This window comes from Devosia algicola, from assembly GCF_028816455.1.
Taxonomy (GTDB): Bacteria; Pseudomonadota; Alphaproteobacteria; order Rhizobiales; family Devosiaceae; genus Devosia; species Devosia algicola.
In genome coordinates this window covers 3,150,703-3,174,325 of the sequence record NZ_CP118246.1, presented here as the reverse complement: position 1 = coordinate 3,174,325, position 23,623 = coordinate 3,150,703, and the positions used below count along the sequence as shown (strand labels likewise).

General features: G+C 58.2%; 22 protein-coding genes and 4 pseudogenes. 14 read left to right on the top strand and 12 right to left on the bottom strand.

The features are described 5' to 3' along the window. Positions 1-27: 27 nt before the first annotated feature. The 3 genes from PSQ19_RS16915 to PSQ19_RS16905 all read right to left on the bottom strand — a co-directional run bounded on the left by PSQ19_RS16915 (position 28) and on the right by PSQ19_RS16905 (position 2,666). Entirely contained in the window at positions 28-507 is a 480-nt protein-coding gene (locus PSQ19_RS16915) for a substrate-binding domain-containing protein (RefSeq protein ID WP_282218697.1), read from the bottom strand. Beyond that, positions 491-1,069, bottom strand: coding sequence for a substrate-binding domain-containing protein (locus PSQ19_RS16910; protein ID WP_282218696.1), 579 nt, complete (start codon positions 1,067-1,069; stop codon positions 491-493). Before PSQ19_RS16910 ends, PSQ19_RS16915 begins: the two co-directional genes overlap by 17 nt. A 310-nt stretch (positions 1,070-1,379) precedes the next feature. Further along, entirely contained in the window at positions 1,380-2,666 is a 1,287-nt protein-coding gene (locus PSQ19_RS16905; RefSeq protein ID WP_282218695.1) for a sensor histidine kinase, read from the bottom strand. A 115-nt stretch (positions 2,667-2,781) separates the two neighbouring features. Here PSQ19_RS16905 and ppk2 point away from each other — a divergent pair. Both ppk2 and PSQ19_RS16890 read left to right on the top strand, forming a co-directional pair. Continuing rightward, positions 2,782-3,619 (top strand): annotated as a pseudogene (gene ppk2, locus PSQ19_RS20020) (polyphosphate kinase 2). Positions 3,620-3,727: 108 nt separating this feature from the next. After that, on the top strand, positions 3,728-4,549 hold the full coding sequence (locus PSQ19_RS16890) for an N-formylglutamate amidohydrolase (protein WP_282218692.1): 822 nt from the start codon (positions 3,728-3,730) through the stop codon (positions 4,547-4,549). Positions 4,550-4,554: 5 nt separating this feature from the next. On the opposite strand, the gene PSQ19_RS16885 is transcribed toward PSQ19_RS16890, so the two are convergent. After that, on the bottom strand, positions 4,555-6,048 hold the full coding sequence (locus PSQ19_RS16885) for a mannitol dehydrogenase family protein (RefSeq protein WP_282218691.1): 1,494 nt from the start codon (positions 6,046-6,048) through the stop codon (positions 4,555-4,557). A gap of 158 nt (positions 6,049-6,206) precedes the next feature. Between PSQ19_RS16885 and PSQ19_RS16880 the strand changes: the two genes are divergently transcribed. After that, complete coding sequence (locus tag PSQ19_RS16880; protein ID WP_282218690.1) at positions 6,207-7,085, top strand: sugar kinase; 879 nt, start codon at positions 6,207-6,209, stop codon at positions 7,083-7,085. Here PSQ19_RS16880 and PSQ19_RS16875 read toward each other — a convergent pair. Genes PSQ19_RS16875 through PSQ19_RS16865 form a run of 3 tightly spaced genes read right to left on the bottom strand, consistent with a single transcriptional unit; the run spans position 7,036 to position 8,594 of the window. After that, a complete protein-coding gene (locus PSQ19_RS16875) occupies positions 7,036-7,377 on the bottom strand; it encodes a DUF924 family protein (protein WP_282218689.1) in 342 nt (113 codons plus the stop codon). The genes PSQ19_RS16880 and PSQ19_RS16875 overlap by 50 nt on opposite strands. After that, entirely contained in the window at positions 7,377-7,628 is a 252-nt protein-coding gene (locus PSQ19_RS16870) for a DUF924 family protein (RefSeq protein ID WP_282218688.1), read from the bottom strand. Before PSQ19_RS16870 ends, PSQ19_RS16875 begins: the two co-directional genes overlap by 1 nt. 42 nt (positions 7,629-7,670) lie before the next feature. Beyond that, on the bottom strand, positions 7,671-8,594 hold the full coding sequence (locus tag PSQ19_RS16865) for a VOC family protein (RefSeq protein ID WP_282218687.1): 924 nt from the start codon (positions 8,592-8,594) through the stop codon (positions 7,671-7,673). A gap of 185 nt (positions 8,595-8,779) precedes the next feature. Here PSQ19_RS16865 and PSQ19_RS16860 point away from each other — a divergent pair, with 185 nt between their 5' ends. Next, entirely contained in the window at positions 8,780-9,106 is a 327-nt protein-coding gene (locus PSQ19_RS16860) for a YARHG domain-containing protein (RefSeq protein WP_282218686.1), read from the top strand. A gap of 51 nt (positions 9,107-9,157) precedes the next feature. After that, positions 9,158-9,580 carry an organic hydroperoxide resistance protein gene (locus PSQ19_RS16855; protein ID WP_282218685.1) on the top strand — a complete coding sequence of 141 codons (423 nt, stop codon included), beginning with the start codon at positions 9,158-9,160 and terminating at the stop codon, positions 9,578-9,580. 61 nt (positions 9,581-9,641) lie between these two features. On the opposite strand, the pseudogene PSQ19_RS16850 reads toward PSQ19_RS16855, so the two are convergent. Further along, positions 9,642-11,452, bottom strand: a pseudogene (locus PSQ19_RS16850) (ABC transporter ATP-binding protein). Between the two features lie 398 nt (positions 11,453-11,850). Here PSQ19_RS16850 and PSQ19_RS16845 point away from each other — a divergent pair. Next, positions 11,851-13,092, top strand: coding sequence for an aminopeptidase (locus tag PSQ19_RS16845; protein ID WP_282218684.1), 1,242 nt, complete (start codon positions 11,851-11,853; stop codon positions 13,090-13,092). Between the two features lie 63 nt (positions 13,093-13,155). Here the strand turns inward: PSQ19_RS16845 and PSQ19_RS16840 are convergent, their stop codons facing one another. Then, the gene (locus PSQ19_RS16840) at positions 13,156-13,887 is read right to left on the bottom strand and encodes an SDR family oxidoreductase (RefSeq protein ID WP_282218683.1); all 732 of its coding nucleotides are present in this window, start codon (positions 13,885-13,887) and stop codon (positions 13,156-13,158) included. 198 nt (positions 13,888-14,085) lie between these two features. Here PSQ19_RS16840 and PSQ19_RS16835 point away from each other — a divergent pair. Beyond that, positions 14,086-14,908, top strand: a pseudogene (locus PSQ19_RS16835) (amidohydrolase family protein). Positions 14,909-15,016: 108 nt separating this feature from the next. Beyond that, positions 15,017-15,874: a sugar phosphate isomerase/epimerase family protein gene (locus PSQ19_RS16830; RefSeq protein WP_282218682.1), complete on the top strand. Its 858-nt coding sequence runs from the start codon at positions 15,017-15,019 to the stop codon at positions 15,872-15,874. On the opposite strand, the gene PSQ19_RS16825 is transcribed toward PSQ19_RS16830, so the two are convergent. Further along, positions 15,858-17,234 carry an FAD-containing oxidoreductase gene (locus PSQ19_RS16825; RefSeq protein WP_282218681.1) on the bottom strand — a complete coding sequence of 459 codons (1,377 nt, stop codon included), beginning with the start codon at positions 17,232-17,234 and terminating at the stop codon, positions 15,858-15,860. The two genes, PSQ19_RS16830 and PSQ19_RS16825, sit on opposite strands and share 17 nt — an antisense overlap. Positions 17,235-17,346: 112 nt before the next feature. On the opposite strand from PSQ19_RS16825, the gene PSQ19_RS16820 reads away from it, so the two are divergent. Beyond that, positions 17,347-18,270, top strand: a complete 924-nt coding sequence (locus PSQ19_RS16820) for a pirin family protein (RefSeq protein WP_282218680.1) — start codon at positions 17,347-17,349, stop codon at positions 18,268-18,270. 6 nt (positions 18,271-18,276) lie between these two features. Here PSQ19_RS16820 and PSQ19_RS16815 read toward each other — a convergent pair whose 3' ends face one another. After that, complete coding sequence (locus PSQ19_RS16815) at positions 18,277-19,179, bottom strand: LOG family protein (RefSeq protein ID WP_407649023.1); 903 nt, start codon at positions 19,177-19,179, stop codon at positions 18,277-18,279. 103 nt (positions 19,180-19,282) lie between these two features. Here PSQ19_RS16815 and dapD point away from each other — a divergent pair, with 103 nt between their 5' ends. The 5 genes from dapD to PSQ19_RS16790 all read left to right on the top strand — a co-directional run bounded on the left by dapD (position 19,283) and on the right by PSQ19_RS16790 (position 22,887). After that, complete coding sequence (gene dapD, locus PSQ19_RS16810) at positions 19,283-20,125, top strand: 2,3,4,5-tetrahydropyridine-2,6-dicarboxylate N-succinyltransferase (protein ID WP_282218678.1); 843 nt, start codon at positions 19,283-19,285, stop codon at positions 20,123-20,125. A gap of 92 nt (positions 20,126-20,217) precedes the next feature. Further along, positions 20,218-20,568: a DUF805 domain-containing protein gene (locus PSQ19_RS16805; RefSeq protein ID WP_282218677.1), complete on the top strand. Its 351-nt coding sequence runs from the start codon at positions 20,218-20,220 to the stop codon at positions 20,566-20,568. Between the two features lie 24 nt (positions 20,569-20,592). Beyond that, positions 20,593-21,750 (top strand): succinyl-diaminopimelate desuccinylase, encoded by a 1,158-nt coding sequence (gene dapE, locus PSQ19_RS16800; protein WP_282218676.1) that lies wholly within the window; start codon positions 20,593-20,595, stop codon positions 21,748-21,750. 3 nt (positions 21,751-21,753) lie between these two features. Next, positions 21,754-22,293 (top strand): hypothetical protein, encoded by a 540-nt coding sequence (locus PSQ19_RS16795; RefSeq protein ID WP_282218675.1) that lies wholly within the window; start codon positions 21,754-21,756, stop codon positions 22,291-22,293. A gap of 12 nt (positions 22,294-22,305) precedes the next feature. Further along, a complete protein-coding gene (locus PSQ19_RS16790) occupies positions 22,306-22,887 on the top strand; it encodes a hypothetical protein (protein WP_282218674.1) in 582 nt (193 codons plus the stop codon). Here the strand turns inward: PSQ19_RS16790 and truA are convergent. Further along, positions 22,884-23,622, bottom strand: a pseudogene (truA, locus tag PSQ19_RS16785) (tRNA pseudouridine(38-40) synthase TruA). The gene PSQ19_RS16790 and the pseudogene truA sit on opposite strands and share 4 nt — an antisense overlap. Position 23,623 lies beyond the last annotated feature (1 nt).

Genomic DNA, 23,623 nt, shown 5'->3' with positions numbered 1-23,623 from the left:
CCGGGGTTGGACCCGGCCTCGTGTTGTTTACTTCGCTGGAGCGGCCATCGGCACGCTGTCAGCGATCACTTTGCGAGTTGCTTCACGGTCAGCCTCTGGCAGCACGATCAGGCCGCGCTCCGACAGGTAACCGTCTTCGCCGAAGGACTCTTCGGAAACATACTCTTTCACGAATTCATCGAGGCCCGGAATCACGCCCTTGTGGGCGTTCTTAACGTAGAAAAAGAGAGGACGCGAAACAGGGTAACTGCCGTCGGCGATGGTCTCTGGGTCAGCTTCAACACCGTCAACAGCAACGTCCTTGAGGGTATCGCTGTTCTCGAACAGGAACGAGTAGCCGAAGATACCCAGGGCAGTGCTGTCGGCCTTCAGGCGTTGAACGATAAGGTTGTCGTTTTCGCCCGCTTCGATGAAGGGGCCGTCCTGACGCATGCGGGAGCAGGTTTGGCTCTTGGCATCGCCTTCGAGAGCGGCAATGGCCGGGTAGTCTTCACAGCCAGCTTCCATAACCAGGCTCAACAAATGCGTCGCGGGTGCCTGAGGTCGGAGGAGGACCAAAAACAGTAATGGTCATGTCTGGCAGCGAGGAGTCAATCTGCGACCAGTTGGTGTATGGGTTGTCAACGATCTTGCCATCGACTTCGACCTGGGCAGCAAGTGCCTGGAATATCTGAGCCTTGGTCAGGGACATATCTGCAGCCGACTGCGCGTGGGCGATCGACAGGCCGTCATAGCCGATCAGAACTTCCGATACGTTATCGACGCCGTTCTGGCCGCAAAGCTCATATTCGGAAAGCTTCATGGCGCGGGATGCGCCGGTGATGTCGGGGAAGTCCGGGCCAACGCCGCCGCAGAATATCTGCATGCCACCGCCGGTGCCGGTGGATTCGACGACCGGAGCCGGGTTGCCGGTCGAGGCGCCATACTGCTCTGCAACTGCCTGAGTGTACGGAAAAACGGTCGAGGAACCGACGATGCGGATCTGGTCACGGAACTGGGCCTGCGCGCCGGTGGTGCCTAGCGCCACAAGGGCGACGACGGCGGCACTCGTGAGAAATGCGGTTTTCATTGTTAAATCCTTCCGGAATTCGTTTCTAGTCTTTGGCTAGCTGAACCGAAAAGCTGCTCGGCCGTGCCCTGAACGAGCGGGACCATATGGCGTCTAGATGACAGTTCTATAACGCCGGCATGATAGTAATGTGACAGTGTAACATGTTGATTCTAATATCACATTTCCGCAACAACGGAATTGTTCGAGATGTCATCAAGCCGCCGTTCACTTGAAATATCGGTTGCGATCCGGCGTTTGCTATTTGACAATACCCGTCCTTGATATTGAACAATCGTCAAAGGACGATCCGGAATCGGTGCCTTTGGGGTCAGGGCAATGACACATCGACCCGCATGCCGTGACCGGGCCTTGAGCGGATGGTAAGCTGGCCGCGATGGCGGTTAACCGTGTGCTTGGCGATAGCAAGGCCCAATCCGGTGCCTTTTTTGCGCCGACTGGCGTCGGCATCGATGCGATAAAAGCGCTCGGTAAGGCGCGGCACATGTTCGGGATCAACCCCTGGTCCATGGTCGACAACGCTGATCAGATGGGCAAAACCGGGCAAGGCGGCGACCGCCAGTTCTATTTCAACGGTCTTGCCGGCCCCACCATATTTGATGGCGTTTTCGACAAGATTTTCAAACACTTCATAGAGTTCGTCGCGATCCCCGGTTGCGTTGGCAGCGTCGGCGGGCACTGACAGACGAAGCTCGACGTCGGCGGCCTCGGCCTGGGATTGCAGGCCCTGGCGCACCTCGCGCAGCAGCGCGACCAGATCAACCGATCCAGTCGGGCGCACATGCTGATGCATTTCGATACGCGAGAGGGACAGCAGGTCTTCGATCAGTTTGGCCATGCGTTCGGCCTGGGCGCGCATGATCAGAAGGAATTTCTCCCGCGCGGCGGTGTCACGCGCCGCCGGGCCCAGCATGGTGTCGATAAAGCCAAGCAACGAGGTCAGGGGCGTGCGCAGTTCATGGCTCGCGTTGGCGATGAAATCGGAGCGCATGGCGTCAACCCGTTTGAGCTCGGTCAGGCTGTGAAAGGTGATCAGCAGCAGGGGTGCGGATGTGCCGTCTGCTGCATCGCTCGAACCGTGTAGCCGGGATATGGCCACCTTCTCCCAGGTTTCGCTGGGAACAGTTTCGTGCAGTTCCAACAAACTGGTCTCACCGCTCTGCCATACCGTCTCGATTGCCCTGACCAGTTCAGGATTGCGCAGCGCAAAGGTTATGGGATTGCCGACCGCGATGTTGGGGAAGCGATGTTGGGCCGCCGCGTTGCGATGGCGTACAATCGCGCGGCGATCCAGTACAAGGCATGGATCGAGCAAGACATCGACGAAGCGATCCACTGTCATGGTGGTCATGCTGCCTGTCGTGGTTACAGGCAACGGATTGTCGCGCTTACTCGCCGTAACCGGCAGCCACAGTGCGGCAATGGTCACGATCAGTAGTGCCAGCGCCGCTTCGGGCCAGTGCAATCCGGCGCCAATGACAAGGGCGACCAGCACCAGTGCCATGCAGACAAGAAGTGTCAGGCGAGTGCGCAGTCGATCAAGCATTTGTGGCAAGTGCTTTACGGCGCGGACATCACTTTGGGAACGATCAACCATTTTCACTCTTTGACACAAAGTTGGCGTGGCGGGCCTTGCGTGCGCGCGGGCTTCATAGCACGTTGATTACAACAACGGAGAGACAGTGTGAACGACGCGATAAAGAGCCTTCGACATCAACGACCCGCATCTGCCCAAGGCGATCAAGAAGAGGGCGTTGGAATCGGGCGGCTATCCTTATGAACACAAGCTTGATCGTAAAATCTATGATGCAGAACTGCACGATCTGCAGGTGCAACTGGTGCAGTTGCAGGCGCATCTGGCCAAGACCGGTGAACGAGTCATACTGCTGTTTGAGGGGCGCGATGCCGCTGGAAAAGGCGGCACGATCAAGAATTACCTGGCTAATCTGAACGCTCGCTACAATCTGATCGCGGCGCTGCCCAAGCCCAATGATCGTGAACGTACGCAATGGTATTTCCAGCGCTATGTGGACTGGTTTCCCGCCGGCAGCGAAACGGTGCTTTTCGACCGGTCATGGTACAACCGGGCCGGAGTCGAACCGGTCATGGGGTTTTGTACGCCGCAACAGACCGAGCACTTTCTCGAGGAGGTGCCGCACTTTGAAAAGCGCATTACCAATGATGGCATTCATCTGTTCAAATTCTGGCTGTCGATCGGGCGCGAAATGCAGGCTCAAGCGGTTTCACGATCGCCGACACGATCCCCTTAAAATATGGAAATTGTCGCCGGTTGATCTCGAAGCCTTGAGCCGCTGGGCCGATTATTCCAGGGCCCGCGACGTGATGCTGGAGCGATCCGACAGCGCCCACGCCCCATGGACCATTGCGCGCTTTAACGACAAGCGGCGCGGGCGACTCAATGTCATTCGAACCGTGCTCGACAAACTGACCTATGAGAACAAGGACCCTAACGCGATTGGCGATATTGACCGCAAGATCATCATGAGTGCGTCAGAATTTCTGGCGCTCAAGGAAGTAGACGCGGCCTGAGCGTGCCGGGATGATGCAAGCCACACGCGAATGGCGTTTGACAGGGCCATCAAAACAGACTCATCTAGCACCGATCGGCGTCGATGACTGTCCAGATGGCAGGCTTGGATGCAGCCGCGCAGAGTGACGACGAACGGGGCGAGCATGGTTGACGAGGTTGCAGATCGCCGACTGGCGGCGCGGCAAGTGCCACCGGTATTGGTCGTGAACAAGGACGGGGTCAGCCCGCTGGTGCTGGTGTGTGACCACGCGTCAAATCGCATTCCCGAACGCTATGGCGATCTTGGCCTCAGCCAGACGCAAAGACTGTCTCATATTGCTTGGGATCCGGGGGCACTGGCAGTCAGTCATCAACTGGTCGAGCTGCTAGATGCGCCGCTGATTCACTCAACCATCTCAAGACTGGTGGTCGACGCCAATCGCGGCATTGATTCTCCTGAACTGATCCGCACGCTGTCGGAAGCGACGGAAATCGGCGCCAATGAAAATCTGTCCCCCGAGGAACGGCAAGCCAGAATTGACCAGTTTCATACCCCGTTTCATGATGCAATCGGTGCGCTGCTCAACCGGCGGGCGGCGGCGGGTTTGAAGACCTTGTTGGTGTGCATGCACTCGTTTACGCCATCGTTTCTGGGCATTGAGCGTCCCTGGCCCATCGGACTTATCCATGGCCAAGATCCCAAATATACCAAGGCGCTGTGCGATGCACTCAAGGCCGAGGCGCCGGGGTTGAATGTGGGGTGGAACGAACCCTATGCGGCCCAGAACGGGGTGACGTTCACCCTTGAGGAGCATGGGGACCGACGCGGCATCGATGCAACAATGATCGAGTTGCGCAATGACGAGATTGCCGAGCCGGAGGGCGTCTTGTTCTGGGCAACGCGCTTGGCGCGTTGCCTTGAGGCGGCAAGGCAGACCGTCGCGTCCTAATGGTGCTAGGGCAGCACAAGATCAGGGGTCTGGACGACCAGATCGGCAACGGTTTGGGAAGCACCATGCTCGAAGAGATTTTCGAGGTGGCCAACCACAACTGATTTGAACACCTGCTGATCGATCAGGTCCGAGCCGAAAATTTCGGGCAGCGCCACAAGGCCATCGAACAGAGCCTCAGGGCTCTGTCCGGCCTCAGCGGCAATGGCCATTAAACGCATGGACATCGGGTCCTTGACCTCGATGGATTTGCCATTCTCGTCGATGCCCATGACATAGCGCATCCATGCGGCCACGCCGAGCGCCAACCGGTCGATGGAGTTGCCTGATGCCAAACGGTCGCGAATGGTGCCCAAAAGGCGTTGCGGCAGTTTCTGGCTGCCATCCATGGCAATCTGCCATGTGCGATGCTTGAGGGCCGGATTGGCGAAACGCGCCAGCAATTGATCGCGATAGGTTGGCAGGTCGGTGCCGGGCATATCGAGTGTCGGCATGATCTCGTCGGTCTGCATCTGGTGGACCAGCTTGACAAAATTTTCGTCTTCCATGGCATCAGAGACATGCTCGTATCCCGCCAGATAGCCCAGATAGGAAAGGGTGGAGTGCGAGCCATTGAGCATGCGCAGTTTCATCAATTCGAACGGCTCGACGCTTTCTACCAGCTGCGCACCGACGGTTTCAAACGGCGGGCGGCCTCCAGGAAAATTGTCTTCGATAACCCATTGGGTATAGGGCTCGGTCATGATCGGCCAAGCGTCATCAGCGCCGATCATTTTACTGACCGCTTCGCGGTCCGCATCGGTCGTTGCGGGTACGATACGATCAACCATGGTGCCTGGAAAAGCGACATTATCGGCAACCCACCGGCCCAGATCGGCATCAATGAGACTGGCAAAGCGGGAAACAATACGCTGGCAGGTTACGCCGTTGGAGGGCAAATTATCGCAACTCATCACGGTGAAGGGCGCAACGTCTGCAGCGCGGCGGCGCGCAAGTGCGGCAACAATCAGGCCGGGGGCACTGCGGGCATTTTCGGGATTGGCCAGATCGTGGACAATGTCTGGATGTTTGGCATCCAGTTCGCCAGTGGCGGGATCGTGGCAATACCCCTTTTCGGTAATGGTCAGGGAGACGATGCGAATGTTGGGCGATGCCATCGTCTCGAGCAGTCTTTCGCGTTCGACATTGGCGTCAATAATATCAACGATCGAGCCAATGACGCGCGGTTTGGTGCCTGAGGCATCGCGCACGGCAACAGTATAGAGGCAATCTTGCGGACCCAGCGCCTGTTTGGTGTCGGGTCGACGAAGACTGGCGCCGATAATGGCCCAATCGGCATTATCCTTGAGCAAATCATCAAGATACACCGCCATATGGGCGCGGTGAAATGCACCTATGCCCAAATGAACGATTCCGGCGGTCAGTCCGGTCCGATCATAGGCTGGTAGGACTACACTGGCGGGTGCATTGGAAAGTGAATTGGTTGAAAGTCGGGTCATAGCGGCATCCATTGGTCGATGCGGTTCTTGTATGGTAGAATTTGGAAAAGCGCCACCTCCCGATTGCAGGCTATGGCTAGGTAGGCGATAAGCAAGGCTAATTCGGCGCCGGGGGATAGGATTTGACGCAAAAACGCTTCGTGAGTATTGGCGAGTGCATGATCGAAATGTCGGGGGGTGAGGAGCGCCAATATCGGCTTGGATATGCCGGCGATACGCTCAACACGGCATGGTACATGCGCGCGCTCCTGGGGCCGGACTGGCAGGTCGACTATGTGACCGCGCTCGGCGACGACCGGTATTCGGGCGATATTCGGGGATTTCTGGACAGCCACAAGATCGGCACCGGCCATATTGCCACTGTCGCCAACAAGCGGCCCGGCCTTTACATGATCCATCAGGACAAGGGCGACCGGCACTTTACCTATTGGCGGGAAAATTCTGCGGCACGGCAATTGGCCGACGACAAGGAGGCCCTGGCGCGTGCCGTCGAGGGCGCCGATATTATCTATTTTTCGGGCATTACGCTGGCGATCTTGCAGCCGCGCGCGCGCGGTCGGTTGTTGGGTGCCATTGTCACCGCGCGGGACGCAGGCGCGCGCGTGGTCTTCGATCCCAATTTGCGACCCGCACTTTGGAGTTCACCACGAGTGATGGCCTCGATGCTGACGGCAGCCGCGAGCCTGTGTGACGTTGTATTGCCTACCCACAGCGACGAGGCGCCCCTGTTTGGTGACAAGAACGTCGAAGATACCGCCAATCGTTATCTCGAACTGGGTGTCGAGGAAGTGGCGGTCAAGGATGGCGCCAATCGCGCCGTTATTGCTTCTCGCGCCGAACAGGTCAGCGTCTCGCCGCCAAAAGCAGACAATGTGGTTGATGCGACCGGCGCCGGCGACTCTTTTAATGGGGCCTATCTTTGTGCGCGAATTGCGGGGCGCGGGTTGGATGAAGCCGCGACCGCGGCGCATCGCGTGGCGGGTATCGTCATTGGCCAAAAAGGCGCACTTGTCGATCCGGCCTTGCTGAGGTCCTAAAAGCGCGGTCGCCAATCTCTTTGAGATAGGCGATCTCTTCCGGTGTCGAAATGCGGCCCAGTGCTTTGTTGCGCTTGGGAAAGCGGCCAAAGCGGGCGATAACATCGCGATGCTTTTGCTGGAATTCAAACCAGTTCTCTGTATCAGGCTGGCTGAACAAGGCCATGCCGATTTCCTGGATCACCAGTGATTCCGAATGCATATAGGGCATGAAGACAAATGATTTTTCCGCGCCGGTCAGCGACTTGTCCAGACCTTCGCCCACGATATACTGCGCCAAGGTCAGTGCCATCAAATCCTGCGCGAACGCTTTGGGTGAGCCGCGATTGAGCCTGGCGGGAGAGCCTGGTCCAGCAGGATGATTTCGGCGCGGCGACCATCAAGGCTGTCGCGCCAATGGTAAAGTTCGCCGCGTGAGGCTTGCTCATGGGCAGACCCCAGCCGCGTCGCGCAGGCCCGATCAAATTCCTCGCCGCCGGAAAACCACTGTTCTGGCCCGTGCTCGACAAACCAAAAGTCGATGACGTCGCTCGGTTGGGTCATATTAGTCCTGCTATCCTCTGGATTATTGTGGCTAGGGCGGTCTCAACTATCGGCGAGAATGCGCACGCGATTGCCGGAAGGATCGCGGGTTTCGATCCCCGACGCAAGAGTCTCAACAATTGCACCGGCATTTTCAAGTCGGGTTGCGACCCCGGCCAAACTCGCTTCGTCGGGCACCCGAATGGTGAACCAACGCAAACCGGCGCTATTGGTTGGCGCCAGTTTGGCGCCGGGACCGGCCCAGACATTGAAGGCGATGGTGTGTGGCATGTAGTTCAAGCCCACATCGCCCATGCCGAACGAGCGGATCAGCAGAAAACCGGCAAAACCGATAATGTCACGATAAAAGCGCATGGCGTCGTCCAAATCGTTGACGTGGACATGAACATGGCCGATGCGTGTGCCTTCGGGCATGGTTGCTGGCAGTTGCGGCTGGTCGCCCACCTCGGCAAGCAGCGCCTCGAGATCGATGGGTTCGCGGCCAGAATGCGGTTTGCCCTCGGTCGTTACGGCGTAGTGCCCGTTTTCTGGATCACTCAAAGTACCACGCCAAGGTGTTTCGAAGGTGATTTCAATGCCATTGCCATCAAAGTCCCAGAGATAGATGGCCTCGGAAACCAGATGATCTGTCGGCGAAATGCGGACCTGATGCCGGATGGCGCGCAGGGCCATCGCTGCAAGGTCGGCGCGGGTCGGCACATGGATGGCCACATGGTATAGCCCGATTGAGCGTGGCACGGCAGGTTGGCTGGCGTTGGTCTCGAGCACGATCAGTGGCTGCGCGCCGATCCCGAGTTCGAGCCGATCGGGCAGGTCTGCGACAACGTCCAGTCCGACGACATCACGCCAGATGGATAATGCCCGTGTCCTATCGGTTACGGCAAGATGGACAGGACCAAGCCGGGTGCTCAGAGGCAGCAATGGGGCCGATCGCACGTCTGTCTGCGCTGTTGCGTCGATCATCATTATTCCTCGCTGGCTGAATTTGAAACGTCGCAAGACGACAACTGGCTCTTAATATAGGCCGGACAACGCAGCCTGCTACTGCCCATGGTTGAATGCACTGTTCGCCTGGTGCGCGCAAATGAATGCATCTTCACAGATGGCCCGTTCCGTGGTGAATTTCGTCTAGATTTTTGGAGGAGGCAGACATGGGTATCAAATTATGCGCAATGGCAATTGCCTTGCTGGCCAGTACCAGCGCCGCGTGGGCAAACTGCTATGAAGATCTTGGGTGCGACAATGGGCGCTACTTTACGCGCAGCGAGGTGCGCCATCTTTCGTGCCAGGTGCTTTGGGAATTGCGCAATTCGATGTATCACCAGAACGGCTATTGTTTCAAAACCCAGCGCGCCATCAATAGTTTCGGCAATGATGGATGCTATATCGCCGATCAGGCAGCCGTTAGCCTCAATACCTATGAGCGCGCCAATATCGGCCTGATCGTATCGACTGAAAGAGCCAATGGCTGCCGCTGAAATTGCAACGAGTGCCCTATTGCGCCGTTGTGCCTGACAAGGAGAAATTGAATGAAAATCATGTATACAGCCAAAGCCACAAGCACCGGGGGCCGTCAGGGACATGGCGCAACTGATGATGGGGTGCTCGATGTCACCCTGACCACGCCCAAGGAAATGGGCGGCGACGGCGCGCGCGGCACCAATCCAGAACAATTGTTTGCGGTCGGCTACTCGGCCTGTTTCCTGGGCGCGATCAGGGGCGCGGCGGGCAAGACCAAGACGCCAATAGCGGACGATTCAACGGTTACCGCCGAAGTCAGCTTCCGGGACCGCGAGGATGGCGAAGGGTTCTGGATTCAGGCGGCGCTCAAGGTGCATCTGCCGGGCCTGGACAAGGAAACGGCCGAGGACGTAGTGCGGCGGGCGCATATCATTTGCCCCTATAGCGAAGTGTCGCGCAACGGTTTTGACGTTACGCTTGACGTCGTATAATCGGGCCAGAACGGTTACGAACAACAGATCCGGGGCGCGAGCGCGTCCCGGATTTTTATTGTCAGGCGATCATCAGGCCCTTGGTCAACTCGAGCGCCTGACGTTCGAACAGGCGTCGATAGATGCCGCCCGAAAGCTGGATGAGCCTGCTCGTGCCGACCCTCTTCAACAATTCGTCCCTTGTCGAACACCAACAGGCGATCAAGGGCGCGAACCGTGGACAGGCGGTGGGCAATAACGAGCGTTGTGCGCCCCACCATCAAGCGTTCCATGGCTTCCTGGATCAGCACTTCGCTTTCACTATCTAGGCTCGATGTTGCTTCATCCATAATCAGAATCGGCGCGTCGGCCAGAAATGCCCGCGCGATTGCAACACGCTGACGTTCGCCGCCTGACAGTTTGACGCCACGCTCACCGACCATGGTTTCATAGGCCTTGGGCAGGCCAACAATGAAATCATGAGCGCTAGCCAGACGGGCGGCCCTTTCCACCTCGGCTCGGCTGGCGCCGGGACGGGCATAGGCGATATTGTCGGCCAACGAGCGGTGAAACAGGATTGGCTCCTGCTGCACGATTGCGATCTGGCCGCGCAGGGACGACTGCTGAACCCCAGCAATATCCTGGCCATCAATGCGGATGTCACCCGAGTTGATGTCATAGAGCCGCTGGATCAGCTTGACGAAGGTGGTCTTGCCCGATCCGGAATGTCCCACCAATCCGACGCGCTCGCCGGGCGCGACCGACACGGAAAAATCGCGATAAAGCGGGGTCTGGTGCGAACCATACTGGAAGGTGACGTTGTCAAAGACAATTGCCCCCTCGCCAATGGCAATGGGGCCGGCGTCGGGATTATCCTCCACGCCCAGCGGCTGCTCGTAAAGTTGGACCAGGCTCTTCCATGTCATTGACCGAGCGCTGCAGATTGCGAATATGCTGGCCGACGTCACGGAGGTGACCCGACAGGACGAAGAACATGGTCAGGACGAAGGTGATGTCGCCCGGACTTGCCAGCCCCTGCTGCCACAGCAACAGTGCGGTGCCCAATATGGCGCTTTGCATAATCACCATCATCAGGCCCTGCGCGCCCCCATTGAGCGTGCCGCGCTGCCAGACCCTGCGGGTGCGATGACGCCATTTGTCGACAACGCGCTGCAGCCGCGTTTCTTCGCGGGTTTCGGCGCCGAAGGCCTTGACCACTGTGTTGCAACTGACGGCATCGGCCAGCGCACCGCCCATCTTCGTGTCCCAGGCGTTAGCCAAAGCGCCAGCGGGCGCCACGAAGCCGACCGAGAGCACGACCGTTACACCGACATAGATCAATGAACCGACGCCAACGACCAGGCCCATGACCGGCCACGCTGCGCCAAGGATAAATGTCGCACCGACGAGCATGACCAGCGAGGGGAACAGGGCGATGAGCAGCGTATCATTGAGCAGATCGAGCGCCCCCATGCCACGCGTGATCTTGCGCACGGTGGACCCGGCAAAGCTGTTGGCGTGCCAATCGGTGGAGAACCGCTGGACGCGATGGAAGGCGCTGGTGGTGACTTCACTCATGATGCGCAGGGTGAAGGTGATGAGGCTGAAAAACACCAATTGGCGCAACAGCACGGAGGCCAGATAAAGCGCAGCCATGACCCAGAATGCCGTTGCAGCGGCATCCCAGAACTGCGCGGCCTGACCACTTCCCGAAGCCACCGCATCGACCAGTTTACCGGCAAACAGAGGGCTAAATGCTTCGGCAAGCGTCGCGCCCAAAACCAAGGCTGCAGTGAAAACGGCGCGGATCGGTTGCTGCTTCCAGAAGCCAAAGGTGAAGCCAAGCACCTTGCGGAATGCATCGCCACGAATATTGAGTTTGAAACGAGCCATGAAACGTTCCGGCGCCACCATTACGGCGGACCGGTCCCCTGAACTAAAACGAAAACAGCGCGAGGCAATGCCTTTAAGATCACGCTGTCAGGAAGTGAGAAATTGAGCGCCAACGCTCGGGGCAGAACGGACCTTTAAGGTCGGAACATGCCGATGGGAGTAATCGCAAATGATGCTGTCAACGAACGCCTCCCATATCAGGGGTTTGAAAGCCCATCTATAGATCAAGTTTTTCAATTCGCCAATATGGCTGATCACGGCCTTTTGAGTGATGTTGCCCAAGCGCAACATGTCTTGAGTCCCGGTCCGGAGAAATTTGGCGACTGCCCTCGCAATGTGGGTCAAAGCGCATTAGCTTGAGGCTGTCCTATCTCGATATATTCATTCGGAATTTTCTCATGAGCGCAACGACCCCGATCGATCCCGTCAAACTGGATAAACTCGCCCAAGTGGCCATCAAGGTTGGCCTGCAATTGGCTGAAGGGCAGGATCTGGTGATGACAGCCCCGATGACCGCCGCGCCGCTGGTACGCCGGATCACCGAGCACGCCTATAAAGCCGGCGCGGGTCTGGTTACGACGTTTTATTCAGACGAGGAAGCAACGCTGGCCCGGTACAAGCATGCCAATGACGCCAGTTTCGACAAGGCGGCAGGCTGGCTTTACAAAGGCATGGCCGAAGCCTTTTCCAACAATGCGGCGCGGTTGGCGATTGCCGGCGACAATCCGATGATGCTGGCCGGGCAGGACACCGACAAAGTGTCACGCGCCAACCGCGCCAATTCGGCGGCTTACAAGCCGGCGCTGCAAAAGATCACCGGCTTTGATATCAACTGGAACATTGTCTCCTACCCCAGCCAGGCATGGGCGAAACTGGTGTTTCCCAATGATTCCGAGGACGTTGCCGTGGGCAAGCTGGCGGACGCTATTTTTGCGGCCAGCCGGGTGGATCAGGACGACCCGATCGCGGCGTGGAAGACCCACAATGCCAATCTGAAGCAGCGCTGGACATGGCTCAATGAGATGAATTTTGCCTCGCTGCACTATACTGGTCCCGGCACTGACCTGACGATTGGACTGGCCGATGGGCATCAGTGGAAGGGCGGCGCGTCGGAAGCCAAAAACGGGATTACCTGCAATCCCAATATTCCGACCGAGGAAGTGTTCACCACCCCGCACAAAATGCGCGTCGATGGTCATGTTGCCGCCACCAAGCCGCTGTCGCACAATGGCTCGCTGATTGAGAAGATGCAGGCGCGCTTTGAGGGTGGTCGCCTGGTCGAACTCAAGGCCAGCAAGGGTCAGGATGTGTTCAACAAGGTTTTGGACACCGATGAGGGCGGGCGCCGTCTGGGCGAGGTGGCACTGGTGCCGCACTCATCGCCGATATCGGCATCGGGCCTTTTGTTCTTTAATACGCTTTACGACGAAAACGCGGCCTGCCACATCGCCATGGGCCAGTGCTACGCCGACTGCTTTGTCGGTGGCAAGTCCCTTACCCCCGAGCAGATCGCGGCGAAGGGCGGCAATACCAGCAATATTCACATCGACTGGATGATCGGCTCTGACAAGATCGACATTGATGGGATCAAAGCCGATGGGTCCATCGTGCCGGTTTTCCGCAAGGGCGAATGGGCCTGATTGGCGCATAAAAAACCCTCCCCGACTGGGGAGGGTGAGTGCCAACTGAAGTTGGACAGGAAGTCAACCGGTCCAGCCACCATCAATGACGTGAACCTGACCCGTAGTGTAGCCGGCCCCGGCAAGATAGACCGCAAGGTCGGCGATTTCCTCTGGCCGACCGATGCGACCGATTGGCTGGCGCGCAATAAAGGCGGCCTTGGCTTTCTCGAAATCGCCGGTGTCTTCCCAGCGTTGATGCAGCGACGGGCTATCGACGGTGCCGGGCGCAATGGCGTTACAGCGGATGCCCTTGTCGACATAGTCGGCGGCAACTGACTTGGTCAGCCCGACCACGGCAGCCTTGGTAGCAGTGTAGACAAACCGGTTCGGAATGCCTTTTACCGATGAGGCGACCGAGGCCATGTTGATAATATTACCATCACTGCGCTCGAGCATCTGGGGAAGAATCGCCTTGATAGTGCGCACCTGGGCCCGCACGTTCAGATCAAAAGCAAAATCTAGGTCCTTGTCGGAACTTTCCATTATGCCGCCGCTGTGAACCACGCCGGCGCAATTGAACAGCACATCGATGCGGCCAATCTCGGCGACCGCCTTGTTGACCGCCTCGGTCGAGAGTACATCGAGAACCATGGTCGTCAGATTTGGCGTACCATCCAGTTCGGCCAGCTTTTGTGCATTGATATCGGTGGCGAAGACTTTGGCGCCGGCCTTGAGGAAAGCGTGAACCGAGGCGAGCCCAATGCCTTGGGCCGCAGCCGTGATGAGAACAATTTTGCCGGTTAGATGAGACATTACAAGCCTTTAACGATATGAGTGCCATCAGGAGGGAGCGCATTTGCGATCTGGGATGCTAACATGTTAGCAGTTACGGGACCGGAGTCTACACTCAAAAAGACGTATGGCGCTCCCGGCCATGATTTTTAGCATTGGTGGATTGGTGTGAGCGACCTACCATCCAACCAAATTCCTGATTCAGCGGAGGCCGCCGACATGCGCATTCTCGATACCCACCTGCATCTGGTCTATCCAGATCGTGTTAGCTACCCTTGGCTGGCCAACGCGCCGAAGGCTCAACAAGCCCTGGAGCGTGGACAGTTATTTTGCCGAAGCCTTGCCGCTGGGCATCGAGGCGGCGCTGCACATGGAAGTCGATGTCGCGGAAAGCGATCAGCTGGCCGAAACCGAATTTGTCCTCGGCCTGCCCCGGATTGCCGGGGCCATTGCGGGTTGCCGTCCCGAGAATATGGGTTTTGTCGACCAGATCGAGCAGTTGAGCGAACATGCGCACATCAAGGGCGTGCGGCGCGTGCTGCACGTTGCACCAGATGAGATGTCGCAGTCTGATCTGTTCATCGAAAATATCCGTCACCTGCCCGATTATGATCTGAGCTTTGATCTTTGCCTGCGGGCGGACCAGCTGCCGCTGGGCACCGAACTGATCCAGAAGGCGCCCGACGTGCATTTCATTCTTGATCATTGTGGTGTGCCAGATGTTGCCGCCCAGCAGTTGGACCCCTGGCGGGGTTACATCACCGAGATGGCGCGCATGCCCAATGTTGCCGCCAAGATTTCGGGCGTTGTGGCCTATGCCAAGCCCGATTGGGTGGTGGATGATCTGCGGCCGTTTGTTGAGCATGTCATCGACAGTTTTGGGTGGGATCGCGTTGTGTGGGGCTCGGATCACCCCGTGTGCACGCAGACCGCCAATCTGACGCGGTGGGTCGAGGCCACTCATGCGCTGATCAAGGGCGCCAGTGACGACGAAAAAGCCAAGCTTTTGCATCGGAACGCTGAGCGCATCTATAAGGTTTAAGGACGGGGGTTCAATTTTGGATTCCGAAGGGGTAAGCGATTTTGTCGCCTTGAACAGCGGCGCAGGTCGTTGCAATCTCGCCTCGAACAACAGCAGGAACATATGAGCATGACCACCGCAAACCCGGCCGACCGGATCGCTATTTCAACCTGGTCGCTGCATCGGATGATGGGCACGACCTATCCCCACGATCTGGACACGCTCACTATCCCGGCGGCGCATGAAACCTATGGTGAGGTCAACGAATCCCTGCTGGATATTCCCTCCGCCGTTGCCAATCATGGCATTCACCGCTTGGAAATCTGCTCGTTCCACCTGCCCAGCCGTGACCCGGTCTATCTCGGCGAGTTGCGCGACGCACTGTCGCGTGTCGATGTGCAATTGCAGACATTGCTGATTGAGGCGGGCGACATATCAGACCCCACCACCAGCCAGCGCGACACGGACTGGATTGCCCAGTGGGTGGAAACCGCCAATGCGCTCGGGGCCAAACATGCCCGCGTCATTGCCGGCAAACAACCGCCCAGTAGCGACACGCTTGACCTGTCGGCCCGGGCATTGGCGAGCCTGGCCGAACGCAATGCGGGCTGCTCGACCCGGTTGGTGGTTGAAAACTGGTTCGATCTTCTGGCCGAGCCGGGCCACGTCAATTACCTGCTTGATCGACTCGATGGTCGCGTGGGGTTGAATGCCGATTTTGGCAATTGGAGCGGCCCCAACAAATATGCGGATCTGCGGGCAATTTTCGGGCGTGCCGAACTGTGCCACGCCAAGGCCAGTTTCAATAATGGACAGATGGACGAAGCCGACTACGCCCAATGTTTGTCGGCGGCGGACGAAGCCGGCTATAGCGGCCCCTACACGCTGATTTTTGATGCAGAAACGCCGAGCGAATGGGACGGCATCGCGATTGAAAAGACCTTTGTCGAGGAGCAACTCGCGCTGGCAGCTACTCCAGCGGCTTGAGCGTGCCCAGCAGGGTCGGGATCAATTCACTGACGGTTGGGTGAATATGGACGGCGTGCTGCATGACGGTACAGGGCAATTTGCCAGCCATCAGTTGCAGCAGGCCGTGGATGACCTCATCGCCCTCGATGCCTAGAAAGGCGCCCCCCAACACCTGCTTGGTCTCCGCATCTACCAGCACTTTGAGAACCCCCTGGGTTTCGCTGCGTTCGCGGGCACGGGCGACCTTGGTCATAGGCATGGTGGCGATCAGGGCAGGTTTGCCACTCTTGCGCACTTCGGCTTCGCTCATGCCGACTCGGCCCAGTGGCGGGTCGATGAACAGGCCATAGATCGGGATGCGCGCCCCAATGTTACGATTGCCATCGCCAAGAAGGTTATTGGCGACGATTTCAAAGTCGTTATATGAGGTATGGGTAAAGGCGCCACGACCATTAACGTCGCCCATCGCCCAAATGCCGGGCACATTGGTGCGCAAATGGTCGTCAACATCGATGAAACCGCGCTTGTTGGTGGCGACACCCGCCGCTGTCAAATTGAGCGCCTCGGTATTCGGTAGCCGACCGGTAGCGATCAGCAAGTGCGAGCCGCTCAGGGTTTTGGACTTGCCGTCGGCCTTGAGGGCAATCTCGACGCCGTTTTCTGATTTCGACAATTTTACGTCGCTGGTGTTGAACAGGAATTGGATGCCCTCGGCCTCAAGTATTTCGCGCACCGCCTCGGATATATCGTCGTCCTCGCGCGCAATCGGACGGTCGCCGTTGGTGAAGACGGTGACCCTAGCGCCGAAACGGGCATACATCTGGGCAAACTCGAGCCCGACATAGCTGGCGCCGGCGATGACCAGATGGTCGGGCACGACGTCCAGGTCCATCATCGAGGTGTTGTCGAGGTAGGGGATATCAGACAGGCCGGGCCAGTCGGGGATGCTGGCGCGTCCACCGGTGTTAATGAATATTTTCGGTGCCGTCAGGGCCTGGCCGTTGACGCTAACCTGGTTGGCGGACAAAAAACCGGCTTCCCCCCAAAAGAGCGTCAGATTGTCGAGATTGCCGAGCCAGTCGGTCAGGCTGGAAATGGAGGCGCCGACGATTGTGTCCTTGCGCGCCTTTACCGCCTTCATGTCGACGGTGACATTGCCCGCGTTCACGCCAAAATCGGCGGCACGGCGGGCCATGTGGGCGGCGCGGGCGCTGGCAACCAGTGATTTTGTGGGCGTGCAGCCATCATTGACGCAGGTGCCGCCGAGATGCTCGCGCTCGATCAGTGCGACCTTTGAACCTACCTCAGCCATTTTGGCGGCGAGGAAAGGGCCCGACTGGCCTGCCCCGATTATGATGGCGTCAAATTGCTGGCTCATAAAGTACCTCGGCTATCGTTTGAGTGACTGATGTCCGGTTTGGTATTAACGTTTGATCGAGCCATTTAGTCGGCTTTGAGTGTAATTTGTTTCACCAACCAAGAGAGCGCAAATGACCTGGTTGCCATCCAATGATCCGATATTGGGCGATGCGCAGTCGTGCGAGGCGCTGGAACTGGTCGTTGTGCCGCGAACACGCGACATCGGCAATTTTCCGGTGCGCCGCGCCCTGCCCCATGGCAAACGCCAGATGGTGGGCCCGTTCATTTTCTTTGATCATTTCGGCCCGGTGCAGTTTATCGCCGGTCAGGGCATGGACATCAAACCGCACCCTCATATCGGGCTGTCGACCGTCACCTATCTGTTCGATGGCAAGATTACCCATCGCGACAGCGAGGGCAATGTGCAGGAAATCCAACCGGGCGCGATGAATTTGATGACCGCAGGGCGAGGCATCACCCACTCTGAACGGACGCCCGATGTCGAGCGCCGGGTGGGGCAAAAGATGCTTGGCCTGCAAAGTTGGATCGCCCTGCCCGAAGGGCGCGAAGAGATCGATCCCTCGTTCCAGCATTTTGGCGCAGAGGCGCTGCCGCTGGTGTCCGACGCTGGGCTAAGTGCCCGGGTCATTGCGGGCACCGCCTTTGGCAAGACAGCTAAAGTGGGCATGGTGTCAGACTGGTTTTATGTCGAGGTAACGCTGGCTGCGGGAACAAGTGCGCCGCTAGACGCGGATCATGAGGAGCGTGCCATCTATCTGGTGGACGGCGAGATCGATATTGCCGGGGATCGGTTCGAAGGGCCGCGCCTTTTGGTGTTTCGGCCGGGCGATCCGATAAAGGTCACCGCTGTGCGCGCCACCCGCATGATGTTTCTGGGCGGCACGGCCCTGGGAGGCCCGCGCTACATCTGGTGGAACTTTGTCTCCTCGAGCAAGGAGCGGATTGAACAGGCCAAAGAGGACTGGAAAAACGCCCGGTTCGGCGCGGTGCCGGACGAATCCGAGTTCATCCCCTTGCCCGACAAATCATACTAGACGCTGCTAGTCGGCCTGCCACCCTGGCGCGTTGCCGACATCGGGCAGGTCATAGAATTTACGCACGACATTCCAGCCTTCTTCGGCGCTATCAACGATGGTGAACAGGTCGGGATCGGTCGGCGCGATCGTCCCGGCTGCGGCGAGGGCGTCAAAATTGATGACTTTGCCCCAAAATTCGGCGCCGAACAGCAGCAGTGGCACCGCATCCATGCGGCCCGTCTGGATGAGAGTCAGGGTTTCGAAAAACTCGTCCATGGTGCCAAAGCCGCCGGGGAACACCGCGACCGCCTTGGCCCGCAGCAGGAAATGGATCTTTCGGGTGGCGAAATAGTGGAAATTGAAGCTCAGTTCGGGCGTTACAAAGTGATTGGGCGCCTGCTCATGGGGCAATACGATGTTGAGCCCAATCGACTGAGCGCCAACATCGACAGCGCCGCGATTGCCCGCTTCCATGACGCCGGGGCCGCCCCCGGTAACGACCACGAATTCGCTGCTGTCCTGGGCAAGGGAGGTCAGTGACGCATATTGGGCAAAGCGCCGGGCCACGTCATAATAGATCGAGGCCTTTTCCAGATTGGCCTTCTGGGTATCATTGCGCGCGGCCCATGCCGGTTTGCCGGGTTCAGGAATGCGCGCCCCGCCAAACAGCACGATGGTGGAATTGATCCCATGTTCACTCAGGCGCATTTCGGTCTTGGTATATTCAAGCTGAAAGCGAATGCCGCGCGTTTCCTCGGCAGTCATGAACTCTTCGTCGGAAAAGGCCAGGCGATAAGCCGCCGATTCGGTCTGGGGCGTCTGGGGGGTGCGCTTGGCGGCATCGACGTCCTGCGCGGACGTCCGCAGGGGCGTGTGGCGGCGTTTGGCCATGTCTGGCTCTCCTTGGATTTGGCACCATGGTGTCATCAAGACAGTTAAGGATGAGTTTGGGCGTGCTTCTAGTGATTGACACCGCAAAGCGCCTCGCTATGGTCCCGGCCAAACTGTGTTTGCCCAAGGATTACCCTGCATGTCTCACGCTGATCTCGCCAATACAATTGATACAGCCTTTGAAAACCGCAATGAGATCGACTTTTCCACCACGGGAGCGGTACGCGAGGCGGTCAATGACGCACTGGCATTGCTTGATAGCGGCAAGGCGCGGGTGGCCGAAAAAGTCGATGGGCAATGGCAGGTCAACCAATGGCTGAAAAAGGCGGTGCTGCTGTCGTTCCGGCTCAATGACAACCGACTAATCGAAGGGGCGCCAGGCGGTTCGTCCTTTTGGGACAAGGTGCCGACCAAATTTGAAGGCTGGAGCGAAGCGGATTTCCGCGCTGGCGGATTCCGGGCTGTGCCGGGTGCGGTGGTGCGCCATTCGGCCCATATCAGCAAGGGCGTGGTGTTGATGCCCAGCTTTGTCAATCTTGGCGCTTATGTCGGTGAAGGCACCATGGTGGATACCTGGGTGACCGTTGGCTCCTGCGCGCAGATCGGCAAGAATGTGCATATTTCTGGCGGGGTCGGCATTGGCGGGGTGCTGGAACCCTTGCAGGCCGGTCCGGTGATCATTGAGGACAATTGCTTTATCGGGGCGCGTTCGGAAGTGGTTGAAGGCGTGGTCGTGGGCGAAGGCGCGGTTATTTCGATGGGCGTTTTCATCGGTGCTTCAACCAAGATCATCGACCGGGCGACCGGGGAAGTTCACATTGGCAAAGTGCCGCCCTATTCGGTGGTTGTTTCAGGCACCCTTCCGGGCAAACCACTACCCGGCCAAAACTGGGGACCCTCATTGTATTGCGCGGTAATCGTCAAAACCGTTGACGCGCAGACGCGAAGCAAAACCGGCATCAATGAACTGTTGCGCGATTAACAGCTCCTTGGCCAAGAATTGAAACGCCGTCTAGCCGGGCGTCGCCTGCCGCACTAAACTTTGAGTCGGGCACAACGCCGTTGGAGGGACAAATGGATTTCAATCAGGACTGGAAGTATCTTTTTACGAGTTTTGAGGGACGCATCAATCGAGCGCCTTTCTGGGCCGGTGTCGTCGTACTGTTTTTGGTGAGTCTGGTCGTGACCTTCGTGCTCGGGCTGTTGCACCTTAGTTGGTTAGGCAATTTGTTCGCTCTGGTGATGGTTTATCCCGGGGTTGCGCTTTATGCCAAGCGTTGGCACGACCGCTCAAAATCGGGCTGGTGGTCGCTGGTAATGCTCGTTCCGCTGCTGGGCCTGCTTTATGCGATCTATGAGATCGGCATTCAGGAAGGGGTTCCTGAAGACAATCAATATGGGTCCAACCCATTGGCGCGCGCCTAACTTTGGGCAGGAAACGGACGGGACATGGTTGCCGGTATCGGGGATGATCCCGTCCAATTGCTATCTGACTTGATTGCCTGCGCTTCGGTTACACCCGAGGAAGCGGGCGCGCTTGGTGTGCTGGAAGCAGCCTTGCAGCCGCTGGGTTTTGTCGTCAATCGGCTCCGCTTCGAGGGCGATGGCTCCTACCCTGTCGACAATCTGTTCGCGACGCGGGGCACAGGCGGCAAGCGTCTGCTGTTTGCCGGACATACCGATGTCGTGCCGCCAGGCGATCTGGCTGACTGGACTAGCGATCCGTTCGTGCCCCGGCTTGCCGATGGCAAGATTTTTGGTCGCGGCGCCGCCGACATGAAAAGCGGCATTGCCGCCTTTATCGGGGCGCTTGCCAATATTCCCGCCGAGGCCGGTACCATAGCGCTGGCGATTACCAATGATGAAGAAGCCGATGCGGTCAATGGCACCGCCAAGCTGATGGCATGGGCGCGTGACAATGGCCACGAATTCGATTTCGCCATTGTCGGTGAACCGGGCTCGACAGCCCAATTGGGTGACAGCATCAAGATCGGGCGGCGCGGCTCATTCTCGGGGCGGATAATCGTACACGGTGTTCAGGGCCATGTGGCCTATCCAGACAAGGCCAACAATCCCCTGCCGGTATTGGCCGCCATTGTTACCGCACTTGATCAGCAGCAGATTGACAGTGGCACACCACACTTTCCCGCCAGCAATCTCGAATTTATCAGCATTGACGTTGGCAATCCCACCAGCAACGTCATCCCCGCGACCGGGACGGCGCGGTTCAATATTCGCTATAATGACCTTTGGACGCCCGAGACCCTAACCAATTGGGCGAACGAGCAGATCGCCAGCATTGCGAACTGCGGCTGCGCCATTCAGTTTGAGGTGGCGGCAACGCCATCGCGCGCGTTCCTGTCGCCAATTGGCGCAGAGGTGGAAAGCCTGCGTGAAGCCATTTTGAGTGTGACCGGGCGTCGTCCAGACCTTTCGACCGGCGGTGGCACGTCCGACGCGCGCTTTATCGCAAATTACTGTCCGGTTGTGGAGTGCGGTCTGGTCGGCACGTCGATGCACAAAAGCGACGAACATGTTGCTGTTGCGGACGTTACGGGCCTTAGTGCCATCTATGGCGCCTTTATGGGGCGCTATTTTGGTCTTTAAGCCATGAAAATCTGGCAGGCACTGAGGGGTGCGTTTCGGGGTTGGGCGGGCATTTTGCGGGATGGGGATGAATGGCGATCCAATTTTCGCCTGTCCGCCGCCGGGCTGATCACCGCCCTGGTTATATTTGTCCTCGTTGCGCTGGTCGCCACGCTGGTGAGCACGATGGGCCAATCGATGCCGCAAGACACTATCGCGGGTGCCGTGTTTGCTGAGTGTCTGGGGCTGGTTGCCATCGTTGTGGCAATATTGCTGCTGTGCCTGCTGACGCGGCATGGATCGATGGCGCTTTTGATGATCGTTCCGGCAATTTACGCGCTTGCCGCCTATGTTGTTGCCCGTTCCGCACTGGCGGCGATCAGCGGGTCGCTGGCGGGACTGGCACTGCTAGGACTGGGATATCTGCTCTATCGGCTGGTCCGAACCGCGACCAAATTGAACCCCATCGGGGCGCTGGTATTTGCAATTTTAGCGCTGGCACTGCTTGTGGCAATGCCCGCAAGCCTTTACATGCTCACTATCCCTGCCACTTCGTCTCTCTGATCGGTTTACCCAGTGTCCCAATCGCCAGCCACTTTTCTTGAAGAAGCCCAGGATGCCGCACGCGGTGTTTATGCGCTACTGACCGGCAATCGGGGAGCGTCCCGGTATTTCGAACTGTCGCTAAGCGGGTTGGTAGGCAGTTTCGCCATGGTTCTGGTCGCGGTCACGCTGGCCAGTTTCGCACCATTGCCGTTCGACCCCGAAACCGCGGCACCCCCAACGCCGACGCTCGACATTATCTTGAGCCTTCTGGCCTATGGTATTCAGGCCGGTGCCGCCTACGGGTTCTTTAATCTGATCGGGCGACTGGATGGCTTTATTCCCTATCTGGTCGCCAGCAATTGGGTGACCTTTTTCAGCGCCATCGCGCTACAGATCGCCTTCGCCATCGTCGGCATGGGATTGGCTATACCAGGCCTCATGCTGCTGCTCGCCATCCTGATTGGCAGCCTGATCCTGTTTATCAATGTGGGGCGCTTCATTGCCACGCTGAAGCCATCGCAGATTTTCTTGCTGCTGGTCGTTGATGGCATCGCGCTGTTTATCGGGTTGGCACTGCTGTCGGTATTTATGCCCGCCCCGGTCGCCAGCTAATAGACGACGTGGGTGAGATAGAGCCCGTCGGGCGGCGCCAATGCACCGCAGCGGCTGCGTTGGGCCGCGTCGAGCGCCGCGCGGAAATCCTGCGGCGTCCATTTTCCCTGACCGACCAGCTTGAGTGATCCGACCATTGAACGGACCTGATGGTGCAGGAAACTGCGGGCCCTGGCGGTGATCACAATGTGATCCAGGCTCGCGTCGCACCGACAAATAATCGAGCGATTTAAGCGGTGATTTGGACTGGCAGGCCGCAGCGCGGAAAGTGGTAAAATCGTGTGTGCCTAAAATCAATTGTGCGGCTTCGTGCATTTTATCGGCATCAAGCGGCACGGGCACGTGCCACACATGGTGACGTTCCAATGCCGCCGGTGCGCGCCGATTGAGAATGCGATATTCATAGTGGCGCGCCAGGGCCGAAAAACGCGACTCGAAGGTCTCGGGCACAGCTTCAGCCAGCAGAATGGTGACGGGGTGGCGTCGCAGATGGTGGTTGATTGCTTCGCGGATGCGGAATGGATCCCACTCGCGGCTCAGATCAAAATGGGCCACCTGCCCCAGAGCATGCACGCCAGTGTCGGTGCGCCCAGCCGCCTGGGTGTTGACGGTTTCGCCTGAAAACGCGGTAATTGCGGTTTCCAGTTCCTGCTGCACGGAGGGCTGCTCGACCTGACGTTGCCAACCGCAAAAGGGGGTGCCGTCATATTCGATGGTAAGTTTATAACGGGGCATC

Bases quoted from the DNA above. Each gene is read 5' to 3' on its own strand.
- PSQ19_RS16860 (WP_282218686.1), top strand. From the start codon at position 8,780: ATGGGTATCAAATTATGCGCAATGGCAATTGCCTTGCTGGCCAGTACC.
- PSQ19_RS16815 (WP_407649023.1), bottom strand. From the start codon at position 19,179: ATGACACCATGGTGCCAAATCCAAGGAGAGCCAGACATGGCCAAACGC.
- PSQ19_RS16915 (WP_282218697.1), bottom strand. From the start codon at position 507: ATGGAAGCTGGCTGTGAAGACTACCCGGCCATTGCCGCTCTCGAAGGC.
- PSQ19_RS16855 (WP_282218685.1), top strand. From the start codon at position 9,158: ATGAAAATCATGTATACAGCCAAAGCCACAAGCACCGGGGGCCGTCAG.
- PSQ19_RS16885 (WP_282218691.1), bottom strand. From the start codon at position 6,048: ATGACCCGACTTTCAACCAATTCACTTTCCAATGCACCCGCCAGTGTA.
- PSQ19_RS16870 (WP_282218688.1), bottom strand. From the start codon at position 7,628: ATGACCCAACCGAGCGACGTCATCGACTTTTGGTTTGTCGAGCACGGG.
- PSQ19_RS16825 (WP_282218681.1), bottom strand. From the start codon at position 17,234: ATGAGCCAGCAATTTGACGCCATCATAATCGGGGCAGGCCAGTCGGGC.
- PSQ19_RS16865 (WP_282218687.1), bottom strand. From the start codon at position 8,594: ATGATGATCGACGCAACAGCGCAGACAGACGTGCGATCGGCCCCATTG.
- PSQ19_RS16890 (WP_282218692.1), top strand. From the start codon at position 3,728: ATGCAGCCGCGCAGAGTGACGACGAACGGGGCGAGCATGGTTGACGAG.
- PSQ19_RS16840 (WP_282218683.1), bottom strand. From the start codon at position 13,887: ATGTCTCATCTAACCGGCAAAATTGTTCTCATCACGGCTGCGGCCCAA.
- PSQ19_RS16795 (WP_282218675.1), top strand. From the start codon at position 21,754: ATGAAAATCTGGCAGGCACTGAGGGGTGCGTTTCGGGGTTGGGCGGGC.
- PSQ19_RS16910 (WP_282218696.1), bottom strand. From the start codon at position 1,069: ATGAAAACCGCATTTCTCACGAGTGCCGCCGTCGTCGCCCTTGTGGCG.
- PSQ19_RS16805 (WP_282218677.1), top strand. From the start codon at position 20,218: ATGGATTTCAATCAGGACTGGAAGTATCTTTTTACGAGTTTTGAGGGA.
- dapD (WP_282218678.1), top strand. From the start codon at position 19,283: ATGTCTCACGCTGATCTCGCCAATACAATTGATACAGCCTTTGAAAAC.
- PSQ19_RS16880 (WP_282218690.1), top strand. From the start codon at position 6,207: ATGATCGAAATGTCGGGGGGTGAGGAGCGCCAATATCGGCTTGGATAT.
- PSQ19_RS16905 (WP_282218695.1), bottom strand. From the start codon at position 2,666: ATGGTTGATCGTTCCCAAAGTGATGTCCGCGCCGTAAAGCACTTGCCA.
- dapE (WP_282218676.1), top strand. From the start codon at position 20,593: ATGGTTGCCGGTATCGGGGATGATCCCGTCCAATTGCTATCTGACTTG.
- PSQ19_RS16830 (WP_282218682.1), top strand. From the start codon at position 15,017: ATGACCACCGCAAACCCGGCCGACCGGATCGCTATTTCAACCTGGTCG.
- PSQ19_RS16845 (WP_282218684.1), top strand. From the start codon at position 11,851: ATGAGCGCAACGACCCCGATCGATCCCGTCAAACTGGATAAACTCGCC.
- PSQ19_RS16875 (WP_282218689.1), bottom strand. From the start codon at position 7,377: ATGGCACTGACCTTGGCGCAGTATATCGTGGGCGAAGGTCTGGACAAG.
- PSQ19_RS16820 (WP_282218680.1), top strand. From the start codon at position 17,347: ATGACCTGGTTGCCATCCAATGATCCGATATTGGGCGATGCGCAGTCG.